Raw genomic sequence first — 18,301 nt, forward strand, 5'->3', positions numbered from 1 at the left:
GACGAGAAAGCGATGCGTCTCATGGTTGAGCGGCACTATGAAGATGTGTTGGCGTACTGCAGGCGCCACGCCCCCGTGTCTGCGGCGGAAGATTTGACGCAGGAGACGTTTCTTCGGTTCGTTCGTCGTGCCGAAGCGTATGACGAACGGGGCAAGCCCCTTGCGTTGCTTTTAACCATAGCGCGCAATGCGTGTATCGATGCGGCGCGATCGGCCGGTCGGGCACCGAGTTTTGTCGAACTTGACAAAGGCCTTGAGCCGTCGCAGAGCGATTCGTATGCCGTAGAGCTGGAATCGGCTTTAGCTTCGTTGCCGCCTGATGAGCGTGAGGCTTTAGAACTGCGTTTCGATCAGGGTCTTGGTGTGGCAGAAGCGGCTTCTGTCATGGGGATGTCGCGTTTTGCGATGAATAGGCTCCTCAAACGTGCGCTCGCGCACGCGCGCAGCGCTCTTGCCCCGGAACCGAAAGGGAGGTTGAAGTGAGGACTCTCGAAGACGATTTGAAGGCGTATTACCGCTCCCGCCGCGTTTCCGCAGACCCGGCGGTAAAAGCGGCCGTGGCGGACAGGGTCGCCCGTGAATGTGCCGATATTCGCGCAGAGCGGGATGTTGCGTTTGACGGGATGCCCTTATCCGTCGCCGAAAAGATTCGATGCGGACAAGTGGCCGATTATGCTGCGTTCGTTGCGGGGCAGGCGCGTTTCATGGGCGTCCGTTCATGGCTGCTTCAGGCGGCTGTTGTGGCGCTTGTGGTTTTCGTTTCCTGGGCTGACCCGTCTGGGACGATGGGACTTTTTGCCTGTCTTGCAGGTGCGGCTATTGCCGTGTGCGGCTTGCCCGACATATTCGCATCGCGCATGTGCGGCCTTGTAGAGCTCGAGCGGTCGTGCAAGTTCAATGCGCGGTCCGTTGCGTCCGCGCGCATGACGGTGCTGGCATGCGCAAACGCCGTGGCGCTTTTCGTCTCATCGTGCCTCATCGCCGCAGAAGGCGAGGTTGTCTTGGTCGTCGCGCAGGTCTTCGCGCCGTACTTTCTTACGGTGGGCGGATGCCTTGCGGCGGCACGTCGCATGGGCGCATCGGGCGCGCTCGCTGCTTCGGCGGCCTGGGGTTCGATCGTGGTGGCGGTTGCCTATGGTTTGGCAATCAAGTGCTCCTGGGTCTACGAGATGGCTTCCTGGTGGATATGGGGGATTGTCGTTGTTGCTGCGGCGGCATGGATGCTTTTCGAGGCGCGCCGTTGGCTTTCCGACATGCGGTTCTCTCCCAGGGTTCTTGCTTTCGATTCCTCGTATGTAAATCGATGAGCTTAGCGGGTTTGGAGAAGTCTTAGATGGTAAAGGAGGAAACCGTGGAGCTTTCTCTCGAAAATGTGACAAGGCGCTTTGGGCAGAAGGATGCGGTAGCAGGAGTTTCCGCTGTGTTGAAGCCGGGAGTCTATGGCCTGCTTGGGGCGAACGGAGCTGGTAAAACGACGCTCATGCGCATGGTGTGCGATGTTTTGCGACCGACGAGCGGGCGCATTGCGTACAACGGTGTCGACGTGGCCTCGATGGGTGAGGAATACCGTGCGCTGCTAGGGTATTTGCCGCAAGATTTCGGCTATTACCCAGATTTCACGGCGATGGATTTCATGCTTTATATGGCGGCGCTGAAGGGCGTGCCACGTCGCAAGGCGCGTTCCCTCTGTGCGGACTTGCTGGATGAAGTTGGGCTGGCAGACCACGCCAAGGCCAAAATCCGCACGTTTTCGGGCGGTATGAAGCAGCGTTTGGGAATTGCCCAGGCCGTGCTGAACAATCCGGAAGTTTTGGTGCTCGACGAACCGACGGCGGGTCTCGATCCCAAAGAGCGCGTGCGTTTTCGCAACCTGATAGCAGGGTTCTCGCAGGATAAGATCGTGCTGCTCTCCACGCATATCGTGTCGGATGTCGAATACATCGCCGACGAGGTTCTTCTTATGAAGAGCGGGGCGCTCATTATGCGCGGTGCTCCCGAATCGGTTGTTGCCTCCGTTGCGGGGAAGGTGTGGGAGTGTCGCGCGTCGGCGCAGAAGGCGGCCCGCATGGCAGAAGAACTGTGCGCAAGCAACGTGCATTACGCGTCGGATGGGGCGGCCGTCGTTCGTGTTGTGTCGGACGAGGCGCCCACCGAAGAGGCTCGTTCCGTAGAGCCGACGCTGGAAGACCTGTATCTCTACACGTTCAAGGAAGGTAGGTAGTCATGTTCGACCTGGTGAAATTCGAGCTGAAGAAAATCATCGCGCGTCCGTCTACGCGCTATACCTGCCTGGCTGTCGTTCTGGCGCTCTGCGCCATCATGACCCTTAATGTGCTTCAGACCAAGACGACGAGCAATACCGAAGAAATCCTGAGCGGCTTCGACGCTATCCATCAAAGGCAGGCGGCCGCCGAGGAGCATGCGGGTGTGCTGAGCGGCGATCGCGTTGCCGAGGAAGTGGCGGCCTATTATGACTTGGCATTTTCCGAGCTTGACCCCTCGGAAATCGCGTCGATGAGCAACGCGGCTGCATACGATGCGGTCTCTTTAACATACGATGATGAAACGTGGAGCGAACTGTATGGCGCAGGATATTATCCCTGGCTTTTTTCGGCATGGAATTCGGGCGGCAAAGAGCCCATCCAGGTATCGGCGCTTTTGGGCCCTGACCCCGAGGTTCCTTTTTACGATGCGATCGAAGAAAAGGTTCAGGCGACCCTTGATGACGGGCAGGAAGGGTCGTGGGTCTACTCCGATGCCGAGCGTGCATTTTGGACGAACAAGCAGCAGCAGGTGGCGGAGCCGCTTTCGTACGGTTACGCAGGCGGATGGGAAAACATCATGGACTGCATAGCGTTCGCTGCGTTTGCGATGATTGCCGTATGCGTGGGCCTGGCCCCTATGTTCGCGGGAGAATATCGCGAACGCACCGATAGCGTGCTGCTTGCATCGCGCTATGGCAGGACGAAACTCATCGGCGCGAAGCTCGTGGCCTCGTTCGTGTTTGCAACGGCGGTGTTTGCGGTATGTGCGGTTATTATCTGCGGCGTTTCTCTTGGGGCATACGGGGCGGGAGGCGGCGACTTGCCTGCTCAGGTGATGGCGCTTTCGTCGCCGTATGCACTTACGATGGCGCAGTGCGCAGGAATCATGGTGGGGCTTGCATACCTGATGACGCTGGGGTTCGCGGCCTTGACGTTTCTACTGTCGTCGGTGCTTCGTTCGGTGTTGTCTATCTTCGCAATAGACGTGGCACTGGTGCTATTGACGGGCATGGTTCCTACGGGCGGGCTGGGAATTCTCACGCATCTGGTGGTCCTCTTTCCGACATCGGGGCTGGTGGCGCCTACCATGTTCTGGCGTTATATGTCGTACCCCCTGGGAGGGCTTGTGCTGGACCATCCCGCTATGATGGCGCTTGTCTATGGTGTCATGGTGCTTGCGTGCGTGCCGCTTTCTGCGTGGGCGTTTCGTCGGCATGAGGTGGCGTAGGCCGCCGTCTCCAGGTGCCGTCGCCTGGCTTGACGCTTCCTTCTCGAGGCGTTTCTCTTCGGAAAAGCGCCGCCGATGTAACGTAGTGGCACAAGTCTCGTCTTCTGCGCGCGCAGTTGCCTTTAATGCGGCACAATGGAGGGCAGTGGCCAAAAGGCATTCGACCGGACGAAAGGGAGACCGTCATGAGCTTGTGGGGCGATCTTGAGAAATTGAAGCGCTGTCGATGGGTTGATTTGACCCATCCGCTGACCAACGAAAGCCCGTATTGGGGCGGCATTCCCGACGGGTCGGTTGAGCTGTGCAAGACCGTGTTCGACTACGATGAAGAAATGCTCTCGTGCCGCATCCATACGTACAAATTCCCTGGTCAATTGGGCACGCACGTTGATTTTCCCATGCATTTCGTGCCTGGTCGTCCTGCTGCGGAAGAGTTTGGCGTGGAACAGAGCGTGTATCCGCTGTGCGTCATCGACATCTCGGGCAAGGTGGCCGAAACCCCCGATTACGCGGTGACGGTCGATGATGTTCTCGCGTACGAAGAAGAGCACGGCCGCATTCCCGAAGGGGCGTTTGTCGCCTTGCGCACCGACTGGTACAAGCGCTGGCCTAGCTATGATGCGCTGTGCAATTTCGACGAAGAGGGCGGCGAGCATTGCCCGGGATGGTCTATCGAGACGCTGAAGTTCCTGTTCGAGGAGCGCGGCGTTGCGATGAACGGCCATGAGACGTTTGATACCGACGCGTCGTATTTGGCCGTCGAGGCCGACGATTTGGCGGTTGAGCGTTACGTGCTGGACACGTGCCATCTTCAGGTGGAAATCATGGCCAATCTGGACAAGGTTCCTCCTGCGGGCGCGATCGTCTTTGTGGCGTGGCCTCGTATCGAAGGCGCGTCTGGCCTGCCCGCCCGCGTGTGGGCCGTGTGCGAAGAATAGCGCGCCCCCATTAGAGGGCGGGCTCGCTCGCCCTTGACGCCCGACTCGCCCTTCGCACTCGTCCGCTGCGACGCCCGATTCGCCCCCTCGTCCGCTTTCGGCACGAATCCATGCTATCTCGTCGTTTCTTGCCATGTTTTTTGTCACTTTTGACGAGATAGCATGGCTCGGGTGCGCTTTCGATTTCGGCTCCGACATCCATCCATGAGAAATCCCAGGTCAAAAGCTTGCCGATTTTGAGCGGTCCGTCGTCGCGGCCTTTCATCCATACTATTTCGTCGAAACTGCCAATCTCGCTGCGCAAAACGACGAAACAGTATGGTTTGACTCTGTCTCGGGTAAAACCGGGGGCGTGCGCGCCTCGTCTCTCGTGTGCAGGCTTTTGAACGCTCTCTCGGACAAACGGGGTTTCCTCCCGGTCTTGCACGACCGCTGCCATTCCCCGTTGGCCGGCTAGTCCAGATGCATGAGCTTGGCGGTCAGCACGCGCTTGACGGATTCGTCAAGCGCGCTTCGGGAATTTAGCCTGATGCTGCAGCATCGAATATCCCCTGGTAAGCGGCGGTGAAATCGAGGGGCATGAGAATCATGTCGCCACCGGCGTTCAGCAGGTCAACGCCTACGCAATCGGGCGAAGTCGCCTCGGTGGCCGCCGCCATGCTCAACGAATCGGTAATGACGATGCCTTGGTATCCCAGCTGAGAACGAAGCACATCGCGGAAATAACCTGGTTCAAAGATGCCGGCAGCGGGCTTCCCGTGGCTGTTTCGCACGTCAGATGCCCGGCCATGACGAAGGGTGCGTCGGCGTCGGGCGCGAAATCTACGTTGAAGCCCAGGTCGGCCAGGTAGGCTGCAATGGCACTTGCGGTGTCGGCCGCTTCTTCGGGTGTGACTTTCTACCGAACCCTTTCGTTGTCAACGACGCCGAGCATATCGAACAATTCCTGTCTCGTATGAATATCGAGTTTTTGATAGATATGGCGGACGTGAGCTTTTGCGGTGCCGTTCGCAATAAAAAGCTCGCGCTCAATGCTGCCGACAGTTTTATGCTGCGCAAGCAGGAGAAGAACCTCTTCTTCGCGGGCGGACAGTTTATGTTCGCGTGAAACGTCGGCAACGCGCGAGGAGAGTTCGTGCTTGCGTGCGATGGGCGATGTCTCACCAGGGTTTGTTTTATCCACCGTGATGCCCCAGCTGCTTGAAAGCTCGCGCTCCGACATGATAATCAAAGTTGCCGCCATTACCGCAACGACGGTCAATGCGGCTAAGAACACTTCTCCGTTGTTTCCGAGAAGGTGCGCCTGGTCGTTTACTGCGCGCCCTGCAATCATGGAAATTTGCCGCACGCCGCGCTCGATTCCGAAAAGCAGAATGGCAGATGCTCCATAGCGATAGCATAGGTTTGCGATGATGACCATGACGAGTATGGACTGCGCAGTGTAGCCCGCTGAGACGCAGAAGCTGCTGACTGGCTCGCTTAGGATGTTGAAAGCGGGAATGAGCAACAAGGCGGCAACGGTAAAGGGGAGTGCTAGCCTGTAAATCATGCCGAAGTCGAAATGTCTGCCCTGCGCGGCAACGGCGAAGAATACAACCGCTCCGGCAGCAAGCGTGCCCGGCGCCGAATGGGGGCCGAAGTAGCCCGAATACGTGGTGTTTTCCAGAAGCCCGTAAGCAAAAGCGTAGATAGACATCAAGATAATTGCTTTCCAGGGGATGGAAAGACGAGCTTTTGTATTTTGCGGCCGCTCCTCCGAAGGCAGCTGACGGAAACTTTCGTATACGCAAAGAATGGAGACGAGCGGCAGCAAGGCGGTCATTACGAAAAGCCAGGGAAACATGAATCCATGCCATATGTATATGACAATCGCTCCTACGACAATGGAAAGCGAATAATACGTTGCAACGCGCAGCGGGTTGAGGCATCCGTACAGTTCGCTCCAAAGCAGGATAAGAAAGGCTATTCCTACGCCGCCTGCTACGGCGGCAAACGACCCTAGGAATAAGGAAGATTCAGGGAAGAACCGCGTTGAGAAAACAAGTACGGTGGACAGAACCAGAAGCAAGGAGCTTATGGCGTAAATCGGCTTTTTGTCAAAAAACGGACCGATTTGCTTTGCGAAAAGTGCACAGGCAAAAGAGGCGGCCACCATGCTTCCGTCGAAAAGGTCGCGTACGCCAAGGCTTCCTCCGAAGATGTTTTGCGCATGCGCCGGCAAGCCCGTAAACGATCCGACGAAAGCGATCTCTATCCAGGCGCGGTAGATTCCAAGACCTAGAAAGGCCAGGGGAACTAGGGGGATGAAGCCAAAGAGAAGCGTCGGTCGTCCGACGTTTTCCTGGGCGGTTTCGTGCGAATCAGAAGGCTGCATAAGGGTCTCCGAGGGCGAAATTTCTTTCCGGACGAATCTTGCGGGGGTTTTCTACAGGGGTATTGTAGCGAAAGCGGGCTTTCGTCGGAAACTGCAATCTTAGCGAAACTCCTGGTAAACAGGGGGTTATAGAAAGGGGTTATAAGAAATAGACCACTGTTTACGTGCGGAGGTCGATGGAATCTCTCAAATTGCCGAGTAGAGTTCTCCTCAGTTCGACGCGGCCAGGACTTTTGGTCAAAGCGTCGAAACCACAGGAGGGAAAAAGAAAAGAGGAATCATGGAACTTACTCGTCGTGATTTGTTCAAGTTCGGCGGCGTTGCCGCAATGGGCGCCGCGGGCGCCGGCATGCTTGCAGGTTGCGCGCCTTCTTCGGCGGGCAAAAACGGATCGGCCGAAGGCGGCGCGTCGAGCGACGGCCTTCCGAGCTTCTTCCAGCAGCCTGAGGCTATTACCGATATTGCTGAAACCAAAGAATTCGACATCGTGGTCGTGGGTGCCGGTGCTGCGGGCGTTCCGTGCGCTCTTGCCGCGGCCGAAAGCGGAGCCAAGGTCGCTCTTGTCCAAAAGGAGAGCAAGGCTATCTCTCAGGGCAATACCTGCGACTCTCTGGTTGCGGACCAGACCGACGAGGCAGGTCGCGCTGCGGTTGTTTCGTGGGTGACCGAACAGTGCGCTTGGCGCTCCCATCGCGATCAGGTAAACCTGTGGGCGAACAATTCCGGCGAGGCTTTGAAATGGCTGTGGGACAAATCCACTGAGGCGGGATGCCAGATTGTTGACACAACGGCGAAGTGGACTTCCTCTATCAGTACGATTGACGGCCAGCCTATCACCTATTTCGCCTTCGATTACGGCCCGAAGCCGTATAACACAGGCACGGGAATGCAGGACTTGTGCGATTATTTCGGCGGCAAAGACGGCTTGGAGATTTTCTACTCCTCTCGTGCCGAACAGCTTGTCAAAGATGACTCCGGCAAGGTTATCGGCGTGATTTGCGATACCGATAATGGCCACGTTCAGTTCAACGGTTCCAAGGGCGTCGTAATTGCCACGGGCGATTACACCAATGACGACGAAATGATGGCCTACTACAATCCCGATATGGCCAATATTGCTCGTAAGCAGAACAACAAGACGGGTGACGGTCAGAAGATGATGGTGTGGGCGGGCGCTCGCATGGAGCCGGTATGCGGCTCTAAGGTCCAGCACGACTTCGACGCGGGCCCTGGCTCCATGGCTGACATGCCATTCCTCTGCGTGAAAAACGACGGCACGCGCTTCTGCAACGAATCTCGTTCTGCAATGGCCTATATGGGCAACTTCCTTACCGGCCCGCAAGACGAGGGCTACTACACGCAGGTCTTCGATAGCAACTACATGACCGACTGCGCCGACTGGCCCGGCAAGCTCTATGACCCCGAAGCTCTGAAGGCCTACATGCCTGAAGAAGAGGGCGAGAAGACGGGCGTGTACGAAGACCTCATTGCGACGTTTAAGGCGGACACCATTGAGGAACTTGGCGAAAAGCTCGGCCTTACCGATGTAGCTGCTTTCGCCGAGACGGTGAAGCGCTATAACGAGCTTGTCGATGCCGGCGTAGATTCCGACATGGGCAAAGAGGCGAAATGGCTCAAGCCTATCAAGCAGGCACCCTTCTACGGCATCCATCGTCACATTCGTCTTTCTGCAATCGTGCATGGCGTGAACGTGAACGAGGAAATGAACGTTCTCGATGCCGAGGGCAATCCGATTGAAGGCCTTTACGCCATTGGCAATTGCGCGGGCAACTTCTTCGGAAGCCCCGACTACCCGATGGATCTTCCCGGTCTTTCGCTTGGTCGCTGCCATACGCAGGGCTACGTGGTTGGCCGCGCTCTGGCTGCGAAGTAGCCGATGATGCCGTTGCGGGTGCCTTCGTACGGCAATGTGATGAAGCAATTCGTCCATGGCGGTGCATGGCGCCTTAACGCAGTAGGGCATTTCGGTGCTTCCGTTCTTTGAAGCACCACCTCTCCTTGCCGACTTTTCACGATGTATTGCCGCGCGTTCCCTCCCCTTCGCGTGCGGCAAGCTCTTGGCCCCGAGTCGTCTGTCTTTCGCTTTGAGAGAAGCAAGGCGGACGGTTCGGGGCTTTTGCATGTTGAGGGAGAGGTGCTACGCCTTCAGTCCGAACGAATCCAGATACACATCTGCAATGCGCCTGATTGCCGCTTCGTCGCTTGCCGATGCTGCTTCGTGCACGGCGATGGTCGGAAAGCCGGCCCTGCGTGCCGTTTCTATGGCATGGAGCGAATCTTCCATGACGAATGTTGTTTCACATGGTGTTTCCAAATGCGCAAGCGATATGTCGAAGATAAGCGGTTCGGTTTTGCTCGCCCCCACTTCGCTGCAAGTGAAAACAGCTGAGAAATAATGCAGGACCTCAAGTCTTTCCAGCGCAGCCTGGGCGCAATGATGCTCCGTGGCTGTTGCCACGCACATGCGTACCCCCGACCGAGAGAATGCTTCGAGCATCTCGATAACTCCGGGCTTCAAGGGGATGGAGTCACGATAGGCGTGTTCGATTCCGGCCAAAATCCCGGCAGAAATCTCCGCGATAGACTCTTCGAGGCCGTACTCTTCTTTCATGTATCGGGCGGAGCCTTCAAGCGTGAGTCTCTTGAAGTGGTGGCGTATGTCGTGCGCGGGCGTCTTCCCGCGCGAAATCAGGTAGTTTTCGCCAAGGTTCTCCCACCAAGGCATAGAGTCGAGAAGCGTGCCGTCAAGGTCGAAAATCACGCCCTCGACCATGTCGGGAGCGCTGGGTCGGATATCTGCATGGGCGAATGAAGCGAGGGGGAACCCGTTGTGCTCTCGTCTTCTGGCGGCGGTGCGCTCCTTTTCGTTGCTTTCGGGGTTAAAAGTACGGCTCTCTTCGTAGCTTTCGGTGCAATCGTTCATAGTGCGTCCCTTGTTCTCGTTTGACCGTTTCTCCTTGTAAACGATTTGTCGTGACAGTGTATAGGTTGCAACGGCATGTGCCTGGAGGAAAAACCCGGCGGTAAGGAGCGGCATTGCGCTGTGCGGACGATTTTGCGCCGCGGGCGGCTTTTCGGGCGAAACCATGTGAAGAGTCCGTCTTGGCTGATCAACCAATCGGCAAAACAAACGAAAGCGGCGGCATCGTCAAGGGGGCTCTGCCTATACTGCCCTGAGTTTGCTGACGAAGTCGTCAATGCGTCAATGCGGCTGCCGCTCGCGACGACGGCTACGTACGGGTGTGGCGGGCGGCGCTCGCTGCCTGGCCCCTCCGCAGTTCGTTCCATTGTTTTGTCGGCCGTCATGATCACCGATACGGAAAGAGGCAGGAATGGAACAGCATGATGGATCGTTAGTGCTTGTTGTCTATGCGGTGGCCTCGTTCTATCTGGTGGTTTCCGTTCTGGCAAGCGCACTGATAGGATGCATCTTCGGCGAGCAGGCGGGGGTGCTTGCCATGGGCATAGCAGGTGCGTTCTTGCTCGCTCTTTTTGTTGCAGGGCTGTGCGTTCGAAAGAGCCATTCCGGGTAATGCGATACATCCTGGCAACGACGGGGCAGCTTGGGGTTCAGGCGCGGTATCATGGGGATGCGATAGCTTGAACCAAAAAGGGGGTCCTCATGAAGGCATTGCTTATCAACGGAAGCCCGCATCGTCGCGGCTGCACGTATACGGCGCTTGGCGCGGTCGAGGCCGGTTTGCAGGAGCAAGGCATCGACGCCGACATCATGTGGATTGGAACGGGCGCTATCTCCGGGTGTCTCGGTTGCGGGAAGTGTCTCAAGTCGGGTCGCTGCTTTATTGATGACGCGGTGAACCAATTCCTCGACGACGCTTCGCGCTACGACGCGTTCGTTTTCGGGTCGCCGGTGCATTTTGCCAGCGCGTCGGGCGCGCTCACGTCGTTTATGGATCGTGCGTTCTATGGCAGGGGCGATCTGTTCGCTGGCAAGCCCGCTGCTGCTATTGCCAGTTGTCGCCGAGGGGGCGCAACGGCAACCTTCGACCAGCTCAATAAGTATTTCACCATTTCGAACATGGTGGTTGTTGGCTCTCAGTATTGGAATCAAGTTCATGGAAACACGCCCGAGGAGGTCATGCACGACGAAGAGGGCATGCAGACCATGCGTACGCTCGGCCGCAATATGGCGTGGATTATGAAGTGCATCGAAGCGGGTAAGAACGCCGGAATCGAGATGCCGCCGCGCGAACCCGTCATTCGCACGAATTTCATTCGATAGCTATCTTAGCGCGAGATGAATCTCCGCTCTTCGCTTGATGAAGGCTCGTCTTCTTTCTTGAGAGAGGGCGAGTTGTCTTGCAAGGCGTCTGCAGGTTTTGCGGGCGCCTTGCGTTTGCGGGCGCTTAGCCGAAAAACGCCTGCGCCCCTATGACGATGAAACAGGTTAAAAGCCCCGATACGGCAATGGCAACGCCGCTCATGGCTCCTTCGAGCTCTCCCATTTCGAGCGCTTTCGTCGTTCCTATGGCGTGGCTGCAGGTGCCGATGGCCACGCCTTGCGCAATTTTGCTGCGGATGCGGAACAGCTTTGCTAGCGTGGGCGAAAGAATTGCGCCGAGCACGCCTGTGGTGATGACAGCCGCCATGGTGATGGATGCAGTACCGCCGAGCTCGCCCGTAATGGAGAGCGCTATGGGGGCAGTGGTCGACTTCGGCAAGGTGGAAAGGGCCACTTGGTTGCCCAGTCCCAGCAGCTGGCACAGCGCGTAGGCGCTGACCATGGACGTGACCGATCCGGCAAGGCATCCGAGCAGTACGGGCAGGAAGTGGCTTTTCAGCACGCGTCGTTGCTGGTAGATGGAATAGGCAAGCACGGCGGTCGCGGGGCCGAGCATGGCGGAAATAGCCTCCGCTCCTTGCTCGTAGGTCTCAAGGGGAATCTGCAGCAGGACCAATACGGAGATGATGACCGCTACCGATACGAGCAGCGGATTGAGGAGGGATGACTTCACTTTCTTGTTCAGCCATACAGACCCGGCAAAAGCCCCTATAGAAAGAGCGAGGCTCAGGATCGTTACCAAAACGCTGTGTGCGTCCATTAGTTCGCTCCTTCGTTCGAAAGCGGTACGGAAGTGTCGAATTCAAGCCCTTTTTTCTCGGCGATTTTGGCCTGTATCTTGATGACCGCCGTTACGGTGAGCGAGGTGACGAGAAACACAAGAATGGTGGTGAGAAGGACGACGAGTGCGAATTGGGGCAGATGGTCGGCGATCATGGGGAAGCATCCCATAACGCTTACGCCTGCGGGGATGAAAAAGACGGGCATGTATTTCAGCAAGAAGCTGGAGACGAGGTCAATCTTTGTAGCCTGCAGCATTCCCGTTATAAGCAGTCCGAGCAGCAGCACCATGCTCACGATGTTGCCGGGTATGCCAAGGGGAATGGCTGCTGCTATGGCATTGCCGATGTAGCAGACGCCAATGAGGAAGGCGAGCTGGATAACGAACTTTCCTGCGGTTTCTGCGGCGTGGCGGGCGCGGTTTCTGCGGGGTCCTGCAGTGTGGCGGGTACGCTTTTCGCTCGATTCCGCAGCTGCGTTCGCCGTTTCTTTTTCTTCGTTTGAAAGCTCATCGACTTTTGCTGTTTCGACGGAGCATTGAGTATTCGACATGGCTGTTTTCCGTGCGACTTCCTCTTGTTTGCGACATATCCCGTTTCCGTTGAAACGACTCGTTGCGAAGGCCCGGAATGCGGCACGTGCGAAGCGGCGTTATGCGGAAGCGGTAGGTGCCTCATAGTACACCCGCCGCTTCCGGGGCGTTGAATTATGGATAAGTCTTCATGTTTCTCTTTACGGACGGCGCATGTTTTTACAAGCGAGTAATACGCGCGCTGTGCGGAGTCTGCTCGGATTCGCTTAGAAGGCCCAATTACCGTTGCGGAAAACAGGCACGCGCTGTCCGTCTGCTTTGATGCCGTCGATATTCAGGTCTTCGGTGCCGATCATGAAATCGACGTGCGTGGCGCTTTTGTTGACGCCTCCCTCAAGCAGCTCCTCGGCGCTCATCTGCAGGCCTCCTTCGTAGCAGTCGGGGAAACCCTGGCCGAGCGCAAGATGGCAGCTGGCGTTTTCGTCGAAGAGCGTGCTGTAGAAAAGCACGCCGGAATTGCGAATGGGGCTGTCGAAGGGGACGAGAGCTACTTCACCCAGGCGGCAGGAGTTCTCGTCGGTCTCCACGATGGAGCGCAGAACGTCTTCGCCTGTTTCTGCATGCAGATCAACCACGCGGCCGTCTTTGAATGTGAGGCTGAAATTGTCGATCAGGCTGCCGTTGTGGGCAAGCGGCATGGCGGAGACCACGGTGCCTTCTGCACGCATGCGGTCGGGGGTGGAGAAAATTTCTTCGGTGGGCATGTTCGGGAAGAACTGCACGCCGTCCACGGTGGTATCGCCTCCTCCGTTGAACAAGTGCTTTCTCGTCAGACCCACGGTGAGGTCGGTGCCGTGAGCGTTGGTGTAGTGCAATGCGTCGAAGCGCTGGCTGTTCAGCCAGGCGCAGCGTTCGGCGAAGCTGTCGCGGTGTGCGCGCCAGGCCGCGACAGCCTCATCGGCATTGGCGCTTTTCAGGCGGACGGTGGTGAAGATGGCTTCCCACAGGCGCTCGACCGCTTCGTCTTCGGGTAGGTCGGGGAACACCTTGCGGGCCCATGCGGGGGATGCGCCGCCGACGATGCACCACACGCAGCGGCCGAAATCGAGCGCGTCGTAAAACTCCTTGCACGCCTTGTGGCTTGCCTGGGCGCGGGCGATCAGCTTGCGCGGGTCGATGCCGGACATGGCTTCGGGATCGTCGGAATCGATGGTGAGCACGGCGGCTCCGTTGCGAGCCATGCTGTTGTTGAGCTCTGCAAGCCAGCCTGGGACATTCTCGAAGACGTCCATGGGGCAGTTGTCGAAGTGCATGCGCTCGATTGCTTCGTCGGAGAAGCGGACTGTGACGTGGTGTGCGCCCATAGCGTATGCCTCTTGCGTGACCAGGCGAACAAGGGGTGCGCTCTCAATGTGGGCGCGCACGAAGAGGTCTTGTCCGGGCTTGAGCGCGCATCCGGCTTCGACGATGAGGCGGGCGTAGGCGCGCAGTTTCGCGTCGAACTCTTCGTTGCTTTTGTTCGTTGGGCTTATGGCGAGGTTTGTCATGCGGGTCCTCTCTTTCGGGGCGGACGGTGCCGCGTGGGTGCGTTCGGTTGAACGGGCTATGTTCGGCATGAGTGTACGCCTTCGCCGTGCGGGTTGTGCGTAGCGCACAAGTTTCGCGCATCTTTCGCTTTTCGTCTTTCTGTTGGCTGACCCCGCCTTCCTCTCTGCGAGTACAATGGGTCCAGAAAGAGAGGGTTCAACGGCGGTCTTCGCGAGCGGGCCGTGTAACGACTCGGTGCGGCGCTTTTGGCGGTGTGCTTTCGCGAAGAAGCCGCCCGCGAGAAGGGATGTGGGCATGTTTAGAACAACAGAAACGCCGCAGGGGGGTCGCGTAGTGCTTGCCGGCAAAAGCGTCGTCAACCTTGCATCGAACAATTATCTCGGTCTGGCTGATGCTCCCGAGCTGGTAGCTGCCGCGAAATCCGCACTCGACCAGTATGGCGTGGGACCGTGCGCAAGCCGCAATATCGTGGGCGATTTTCCCGTGCATGGGCAGCTTGAGCGCGAACTTGCGGATTTCAAGGGCACCGAAGCGGCGTTGGTGTTTTCGTCCGGCTATGCGGCAAACGTCGGCGTGATTCCCGTGCTCGTTGGCAAGGGCGACGAAATTTTCTCGGACGAGCTCAACCACGGCAGCCTCATTGACGGATGCCGTCTTTCTCGTGTGCATACCACGGTGTACAAGCACTGCGATGTTGCCGACCTTGAGCAGAAGCTTGTCGAATGTGAGGCTGAGAATAAACTGGTCATGACCGATGCTGTGTTCAGCATGGATGGCGATGTGGCTCCCCTCGACGCGATCGCGGATGTGTGCGAGCGCCATGGCGCTACGTTTCTCGTCGACGACGCGCACGGTGACGGCGTCATGGGGCCTATGGGACGCGGCACGGTGGCCCATTTCGGGCTCGAGGGGCGTGTGCAGGTAGAAACGGGCTCGCTCGGGAAGGCTTTCGGCGTCATGGGCGGCTTCGTTGCCGGCAGCCAGGAGCTTATCGACCGCGTGCGCGTCGGTGCCCGTTCATTCATTTTGACGGCATCGCCTTTGGCCCCGTCTTTGGCGGCAGCGGCGGCAGAGGCGTTGCGGATGATATCGTCCGACGACTCCCGCGTTGTTCGCCTTTGGGAAAACCGTGCATATTTTGCCGAAAAGATGAGCGCCGCCGGATTTGACACGGGTATTTCCACAACACCCGTGGTTCCCGTTATGATTGGAGATGAGGCTCTTGCTGTTCGCATGAGCGATGCGCTCTATGAAGAAGGGGTCTATGCCCAGGCCATCCAGTATCCCTTGGTTGCGCGCGGCAAGGCTCGAATTCGTTGCATTCTTTCTGCTGCGCATACGAAAGAAGACCTTGATTGCGCGGTCGATGCCTTCGTGCGCGTCGGTCGCGAGCTGGAGGTGTTGTAGATGGACCTGCCTGTTTTGAAGGGCGTCGAGCAGGTGAGCGACGGCTGGCTGAAGAAATACGTTCTTACCTACGACCTTCCCGACGGTCGAGGGCTGAACTACGAGGTTGTTTCCCGCAAAGGGCTCGAGCAGTACGGAGCGGAGATTCGCGATAAAGCTGCGGCGAGGTCCTCAACGGATGCCGTGTGCATCGTAGGGCATACGGCAGACGATGCTTTTCTGCTCATTCGCGAATTTCGTTTTCCTATGAATCGCATGTGCGTGGCGTTTCCTGCCGGCTTGAAAGAGGCTAACGAAGACGTGATCGAATGCGCGGCGCGCGAACTTCGCGAGGAAACTGGCTATGACTTGGTGCGCAACGAAGACGGCTCTCCGGCGAACGCTCGTACGTGCCTCCAGCCCGGCTACTCGTCGCTTGGGATGGGGGACGAAAGCATCGCCATGGTGTTTGCCGAGGTGGAGCGTGTATGCGAGCCGAGGGCTGAGTCGACGGAGTTCATCGAGTCGTTCGAGCTGCCCCGCGCGGAGGTTGAGCGGTTTTTGCGGGAGAATACCGACCCGCTTTCCATTCGATGCCAGCTTGTATTGGAAATGATTGCGAATCCTCTGTTCGTATAAACAACCCTTCTGTAAGGAATTGCATGACACCGCTTCATTTTGCACAAGAGTACGTAGGAACCATTAAGGTGGCCAATTTAGAAACGGGTGCGGAGATTTCCGTTCCCGTGCGCGACAAGGGTTCGGACCAGTTTGCCGCACGATTTAAGAAGGTGGCGAAAGATCGTCGGAAATGGGCGCGCAAAAACGATATCTCGTGCTATCGCATCTACGATGCCGACCTGCCCGATTTCGCCGTGGCGATTGACCGCTACGACGGCGTTTGGAAAAGCGAGGGGCAGAGCTGCCTGATTGTGGCCGAATATCAGGCGCCGAAAACCATCGATCAGGCGAAGGCAGAGGCGCGCTTCGAGGACGCAGTTGCTATCGCGTCTGCGGTGACGGGCATTCCGTCGGGTCGCGTGTTCGCGAAAACGCGTCGTCGCGAAAAGGGCGGCGGTCAGTATGTCGACCAGCAAAAAGAGGGCTACCTCATGTTCACGCAGGAGACGGGCAATATCTTCGAAGTGGATATGGGGAGCTATCTCGACACGGGCATCTTCCTCGACCACCGCGTAACGCGCGAAATGGTGGGGGAGATGGCCGACGGCAAGCGTTTTCTGAACCTGTTTTCATATACGGGCACGTGCACGGTGCATGCTGCCGTGGGCGGCGCGGCGTCAACGTTGACGGTGGACTTGTCGCAGACGTATCTGAATTGGGCGCGCCGCAACATGGCTCTCAACGGCTGCGACGGCCCCGAGCATCGTTTCGAACGAGCGGACGTGCTGCAGTGGATGGTTCGCGCGGTGAAGGGCGACGAGCGTTTTGATTTGATTTTCGTTGATCCGCCCACGTTTTCTAATTCGAAGGCCATGGGTAAAAACACCTGGAGCGTGCAGCGCGATCACGTGAAGCTTCTTTCTCACGTGGTAAGGCTGCTTGCCCCGGGCGGCGTTGCGGTGTTCAGTTGCAATCTGCGCAACTTCAAGCCAGATATGGAGGCGCTTGAGGCTCAGGGCGTAAAGCTCACGGATATAACGAAGAAGACCATTCCGTACGATTTCGAGCGCAATCCGAAAATCCACTGCTGCTATCTGGTGGAGCGCGCGTAAGGGCTCTGCGTTTGCGCTGTTGCTGCGGGCAATGCAGCGCGCGGCGCCGAGAAGCCCGCGCGTTCATGCGACATCGCTATAGGCGAGGTAACTCGCACGTTCGCGCAATGCCGCCATGGACAAGCTTCAAGGTTTGCCCATGGCGGCATGTTCTTTATGGGCGGACAATGAACGAGTCAGTGCTCGCCTATATTCTAGGAGGTTGCCATGGTTGACGCGGCGCTTATCGAGAAGATGAAATGCAACATCCCTCCTCTCGCGGAGTTTAGGGATAACATCGAGATTCTTGAGGTCAAAGAGCCGGGCTATGTTCATTTCACCATGGATATCCCTGCGAGCCTGGGCAATTATCGCGGCGGCATTCACGGCGGAACGGGATACTTCATTGGTGAAATCGGCTGCGGGTTTGCCACGTATTCGTTCGGTGTGAACAATGTATGCAACAGCGCGACGGTCAATTTCTTCAAGGCGGTGCCGTGCTGCAAGGTGGATGTGGAGACTGAACCCCTTCATAAGGGACGCTCTACGGCGGTCATTCGCGTTACTACGCGCGAGGCTGCAACAGGCAAGATGCTTTTCCAGTCTACGCACAACATGTTTCTGCTTGGCCCCTTGAAAGACGACGAATAGCGCGTACATGGTTGCCGAAGGCGGTTCGACGTCGTGCGTGCGTAGGATATTCATTTGTGAAGAAACAGTGATAAGCATGCCGTTAGCGGGTTGAATGCTTGCAAAACCTTAACGGTGCGCGTAATATGACTTTTCGCCTTACAGGGCATTACATATTGCGGGGTGGAGCAGTCTGGTAGCTCGCCGGGCTCATAACCCGGAGGCCGTCGGTTCAAATCCGGCCCCCGCGACCAAATGTTATCGCAGGTCAGAACATTGAAATTCTGGCCTGCGTTTTCTTTTTTTGCATAGGCTTCTCAAACCCTGCGGAGCCGAATGGGCTGAGTGGGGGCAAACATATTTGTCCTCTGGCAGGCACAGATGACCACTGTTGACCAAGCGGCCGAATCGGCACCGAAGCAAACGAGCAAAACCTACTCGATCCCTCAGGTTCGAGTAGGTTCTAGTAAGGTTCGAGCGGTGCGTATGCGTGTTTTTGCTTATGTCGAAGGCTTCCGAACCCGTTGTGGATGCTCCCGTTGCCGAAGAATCCCAGCAGGAGGCGCCGGAAGACGAAGCGTCCCA

General features: G+C 57.4%; 18 protein-coding genes and 1 tRNA gene. 13 read left to right on the top strand and 6 right to left on the bottom strand.

Annotation, left to right across the window (positions count from 1 at the left end; all coding sequences use genetic code 11):
• The first annotated feature begins 21 nt into the window (after positions 1–21).
• From HMPREF9451_RS08850 to HMPREF9451_RS08870, 5 genes are all read left to right on the top strand, one after another.
• Entirely contained in the window at positions 22–483 is a 462-nt protein-coding gene (locus HMPREF9451_RS08850; protein ID WP_232204117.1) for an RNA polymerase sigma factor, read from the top strand.
• Complete coding sequence (locus HMPREF9451_RS08855; RefSeq protein WP_009139953.1) at positions 480–1,307, top strand: hypothetical protein; 828 nt, start codon at positions 480–482, stop codon at positions 1,305–1,307. Before HMPREF9451_RS08850 ends, HMPREF9451_RS08855 begins: the two co-directional genes overlap by 4 nt.
• Positions 1,308–1,351: 44 nt before the next feature.
• A complete protein-coding gene (locus HMPREF9451_RS08860) occupies positions 1,352–2,221 on the top strand; it encodes an ABC transporter ATP-binding protein (RefSeq protein WP_009139954.1) in 870 nt (289 codons plus the stop codon).
• 2 nt (positions 2,222–2,223) lie between these two features.
• Positions 2,224–3,492: an ABC transporter permease gene (locus HMPREF9451_RS08865; protein WP_009139955.1), complete on the top strand. Its 1,269-nt coding sequence runs from the start codon at positions 2,224–2,226 to the stop codon at positions 3,490–3,492.
• A gap of 185 nt (positions 3,493–3,677) precedes the next feature.
• Positions 3,678–4,430, top strand: a complete 753-nt coding sequence (locus HMPREF9451_RS08870; protein WP_009139956.1) for a cyclase family protein — start codon at positions 3,678–3,680, stop codon at positions 4,428–4,430.
• Between the two features lie 521 nt (positions 4,431–4,951).
• Here HMPREF9451_RS08870 and HMPREF9451_RS08880 read toward each other — a convergent pair.
• Positions 4,952–5,203, bottom strand: coding sequence for a glycoside hydrolase family 3 N-terminal domain-containing protein (locus HMPREF9451_RS08880; protein WP_009139957.1), 252 nt, complete (start codon positions 5,201–5,203; stop codon positions 4,952–4,954).
• A 125-nt stretch (positions 5,204–5,328) separates the two neighbouring features.
• Positions 5,329–6,804 carry a response regulator transcription factor gene (locus HMPREF9451_RS08885; RefSeq protein WP_009139958.1) on the bottom strand — a complete coding sequence of 492 codons (1,476 nt, stop codon included), beginning with the start codon at positions 6,802–6,804 and terminating at the stop codon, positions 5,329–5,331.
• Between the two features lie 280 nt (positions 6,805–7,084).
• Here HMPREF9451_RS08885 and HMPREF9451_RS08890 point away from each other — a divergent pair, with 280 nt between their 5' ends.
• Entirely contained in the window at positions 7,085–8,698 is a 1,614-nt protein-coding gene (locus HMPREF9451_RS08890) for an FAD-binding protein (protein ID WP_009139959.1), read from the top strand.
• Positions 8,699–8,962: 264 nt separating this feature from the next.
• Here the strand turns inward: HMPREF9451_RS08890 and HMPREF9451_RS08895 are convergent, their stop codons facing one another.
• Entirely contained in the window at positions 8,963–9,748 is a 786-nt protein-coding gene (locus tag HMPREF9451_RS08895; protein WP_083851920.1) for an HAD family hydrolase, read from the bottom strand.
• A 409-nt stretch (positions 9,749–10,157) separates the two neighbouring features.
• Here HMPREF9451_RS08895 and HMPREF9451_RS08900 point away from each other — a divergent pair, with 409 nt between their 5' ends.
• On the top strand, positions 10,158–10,358 hold the full coding sequence (locus HMPREF9451_RS08900) for a hypothetical protein (protein ID WP_009139961.1): 201 nt from the start codon (positions 10,158–10,160) through the stop codon (positions 10,356–10,358).
• A gap of 89 nt (positions 10,359–10,447) precedes the next feature.
• The gene (locus HMPREF9451_RS08905; protein ID WP_009139962.1) at positions 10,448–11,068 is read left to right on the top strand and encodes a flavodoxin family protein; all 621 of its coding nucleotides are present in this window, start codon (positions 10,448–10,450) and stop codon (positions 11,066–11,068) included.
• A 124-nt stretch (positions 11,069–11,192) separates the two neighbouring features.
• Here HMPREF9451_RS08905 and HMPREF9451_RS08910 read toward each other — a convergent pair whose 3' ends face one another.
• The 3 genes from HMPREF9451_RS08910 to HMPREF9451_RS08920 all read right to left on the bottom strand — a co-directional run bounded on the left by HMPREF9451_RS08910 (position 11,193) and on the right by HMPREF9451_RS08920 (position 13,987).
• Entirely contained in the window at positions 11,193–11,888 is a 696-nt protein-coding gene (locus tag HMPREF9451_RS08910; RefSeq protein WP_009139963.1) for an LrgB family protein, read from the bottom strand.
• Positions 11,888–12,460, bottom strand: coding sequence for a CidA/LrgA family protein (locus tag HMPREF9451_RS08915; protein WP_009139964.1), 573 nt, complete (start codon positions 12,458–12,460; stop codon positions 11,888–11,890). The genes HMPREF9451_RS08910 and HMPREF9451_RS08915 overlap by 1 nt, the downstream gene beginning before the upstream one ends.
• Positions 12,461–12,706: 246 nt before the next feature.
• Entirely contained in the window at positions 12,707–13,987 is a 1,281-nt protein-coding gene (locus HMPREF9451_RS08920; RefSeq protein ID WP_009139965.1) for an aminopeptidase, read from the bottom strand.
• 295 nt (positions 13,988–14,282) lie between these two features.
• Here HMPREF9451_RS08920 and HMPREF9451_RS08925 point away from each other — a divergent pair, with 295 nt between their 5' ends.
• The 5 genes from HMPREF9451_RS08925 (at position 14,283) to HMPREF9451_RS08945 (ending at position 17,970) form a co-directional block, all read left to right on the top strand.
• Positions 14,283–15,395 (top strand): aminotransferase class I/II-fold pyridoxal phosphate-dependent enzyme, encoded by a 1,113-nt coding sequence (locus HMPREF9451_RS08925; RefSeq protein WP_009139966.1) that lies wholly within the window; start codon positions 14,283–14,285, stop codon positions 15,393–15,395.
• Positions 15,396–16,013, top strand: a complete 618-nt coding sequence (locus HMPREF9451_RS08930; protein WP_009139967.1) for an NUDIX hydrolase — start codon at positions 15,396–15,398, stop codon at positions 16,011–16,013.
• A 23-nt stretch (positions 16,014–16,036) separates the two neighbouring features.
• Positions 16,037–17,107, top strand: a complete 1,071-nt coding sequence (locus HMPREF9451_RS08935; RefSeq protein WP_009139968.1) for a class I SAM-dependent methyltransferase — start codon at positions 16,037–16,039, stop codon at positions 17,105–17,107.
• Between the two features lie 207 nt (positions 17,108–17,314).
• Positions 17,315–17,737, top strand: coding sequence for a PaaI family thioesterase (locus HMPREF9451_RS08940; protein WP_009139969.1), 423 nt, complete (start codon positions 17,315–17,317; stop codon positions 17,735–17,737).
• A 156-nt stretch (positions 17,738–17,893) separates the two neighbouring features.
• Positions 17,894–17,970, top strand: a tRNA-Met gene (locus HMPREF9451_RS08945).
• Positions 17,971–18,301: the final 331 nt, after the last annotated feature.

Source organism: Slackia piriformis YIT 12062 (genome assembly GCF_000296445.1).
Taxonomy (GTDB): domain Bacteria; phylum Actinomycetota; class Coriobacteriia; order Coriobacteriales; family Eggerthellaceae; genus Slackia; species Slackia piriformis.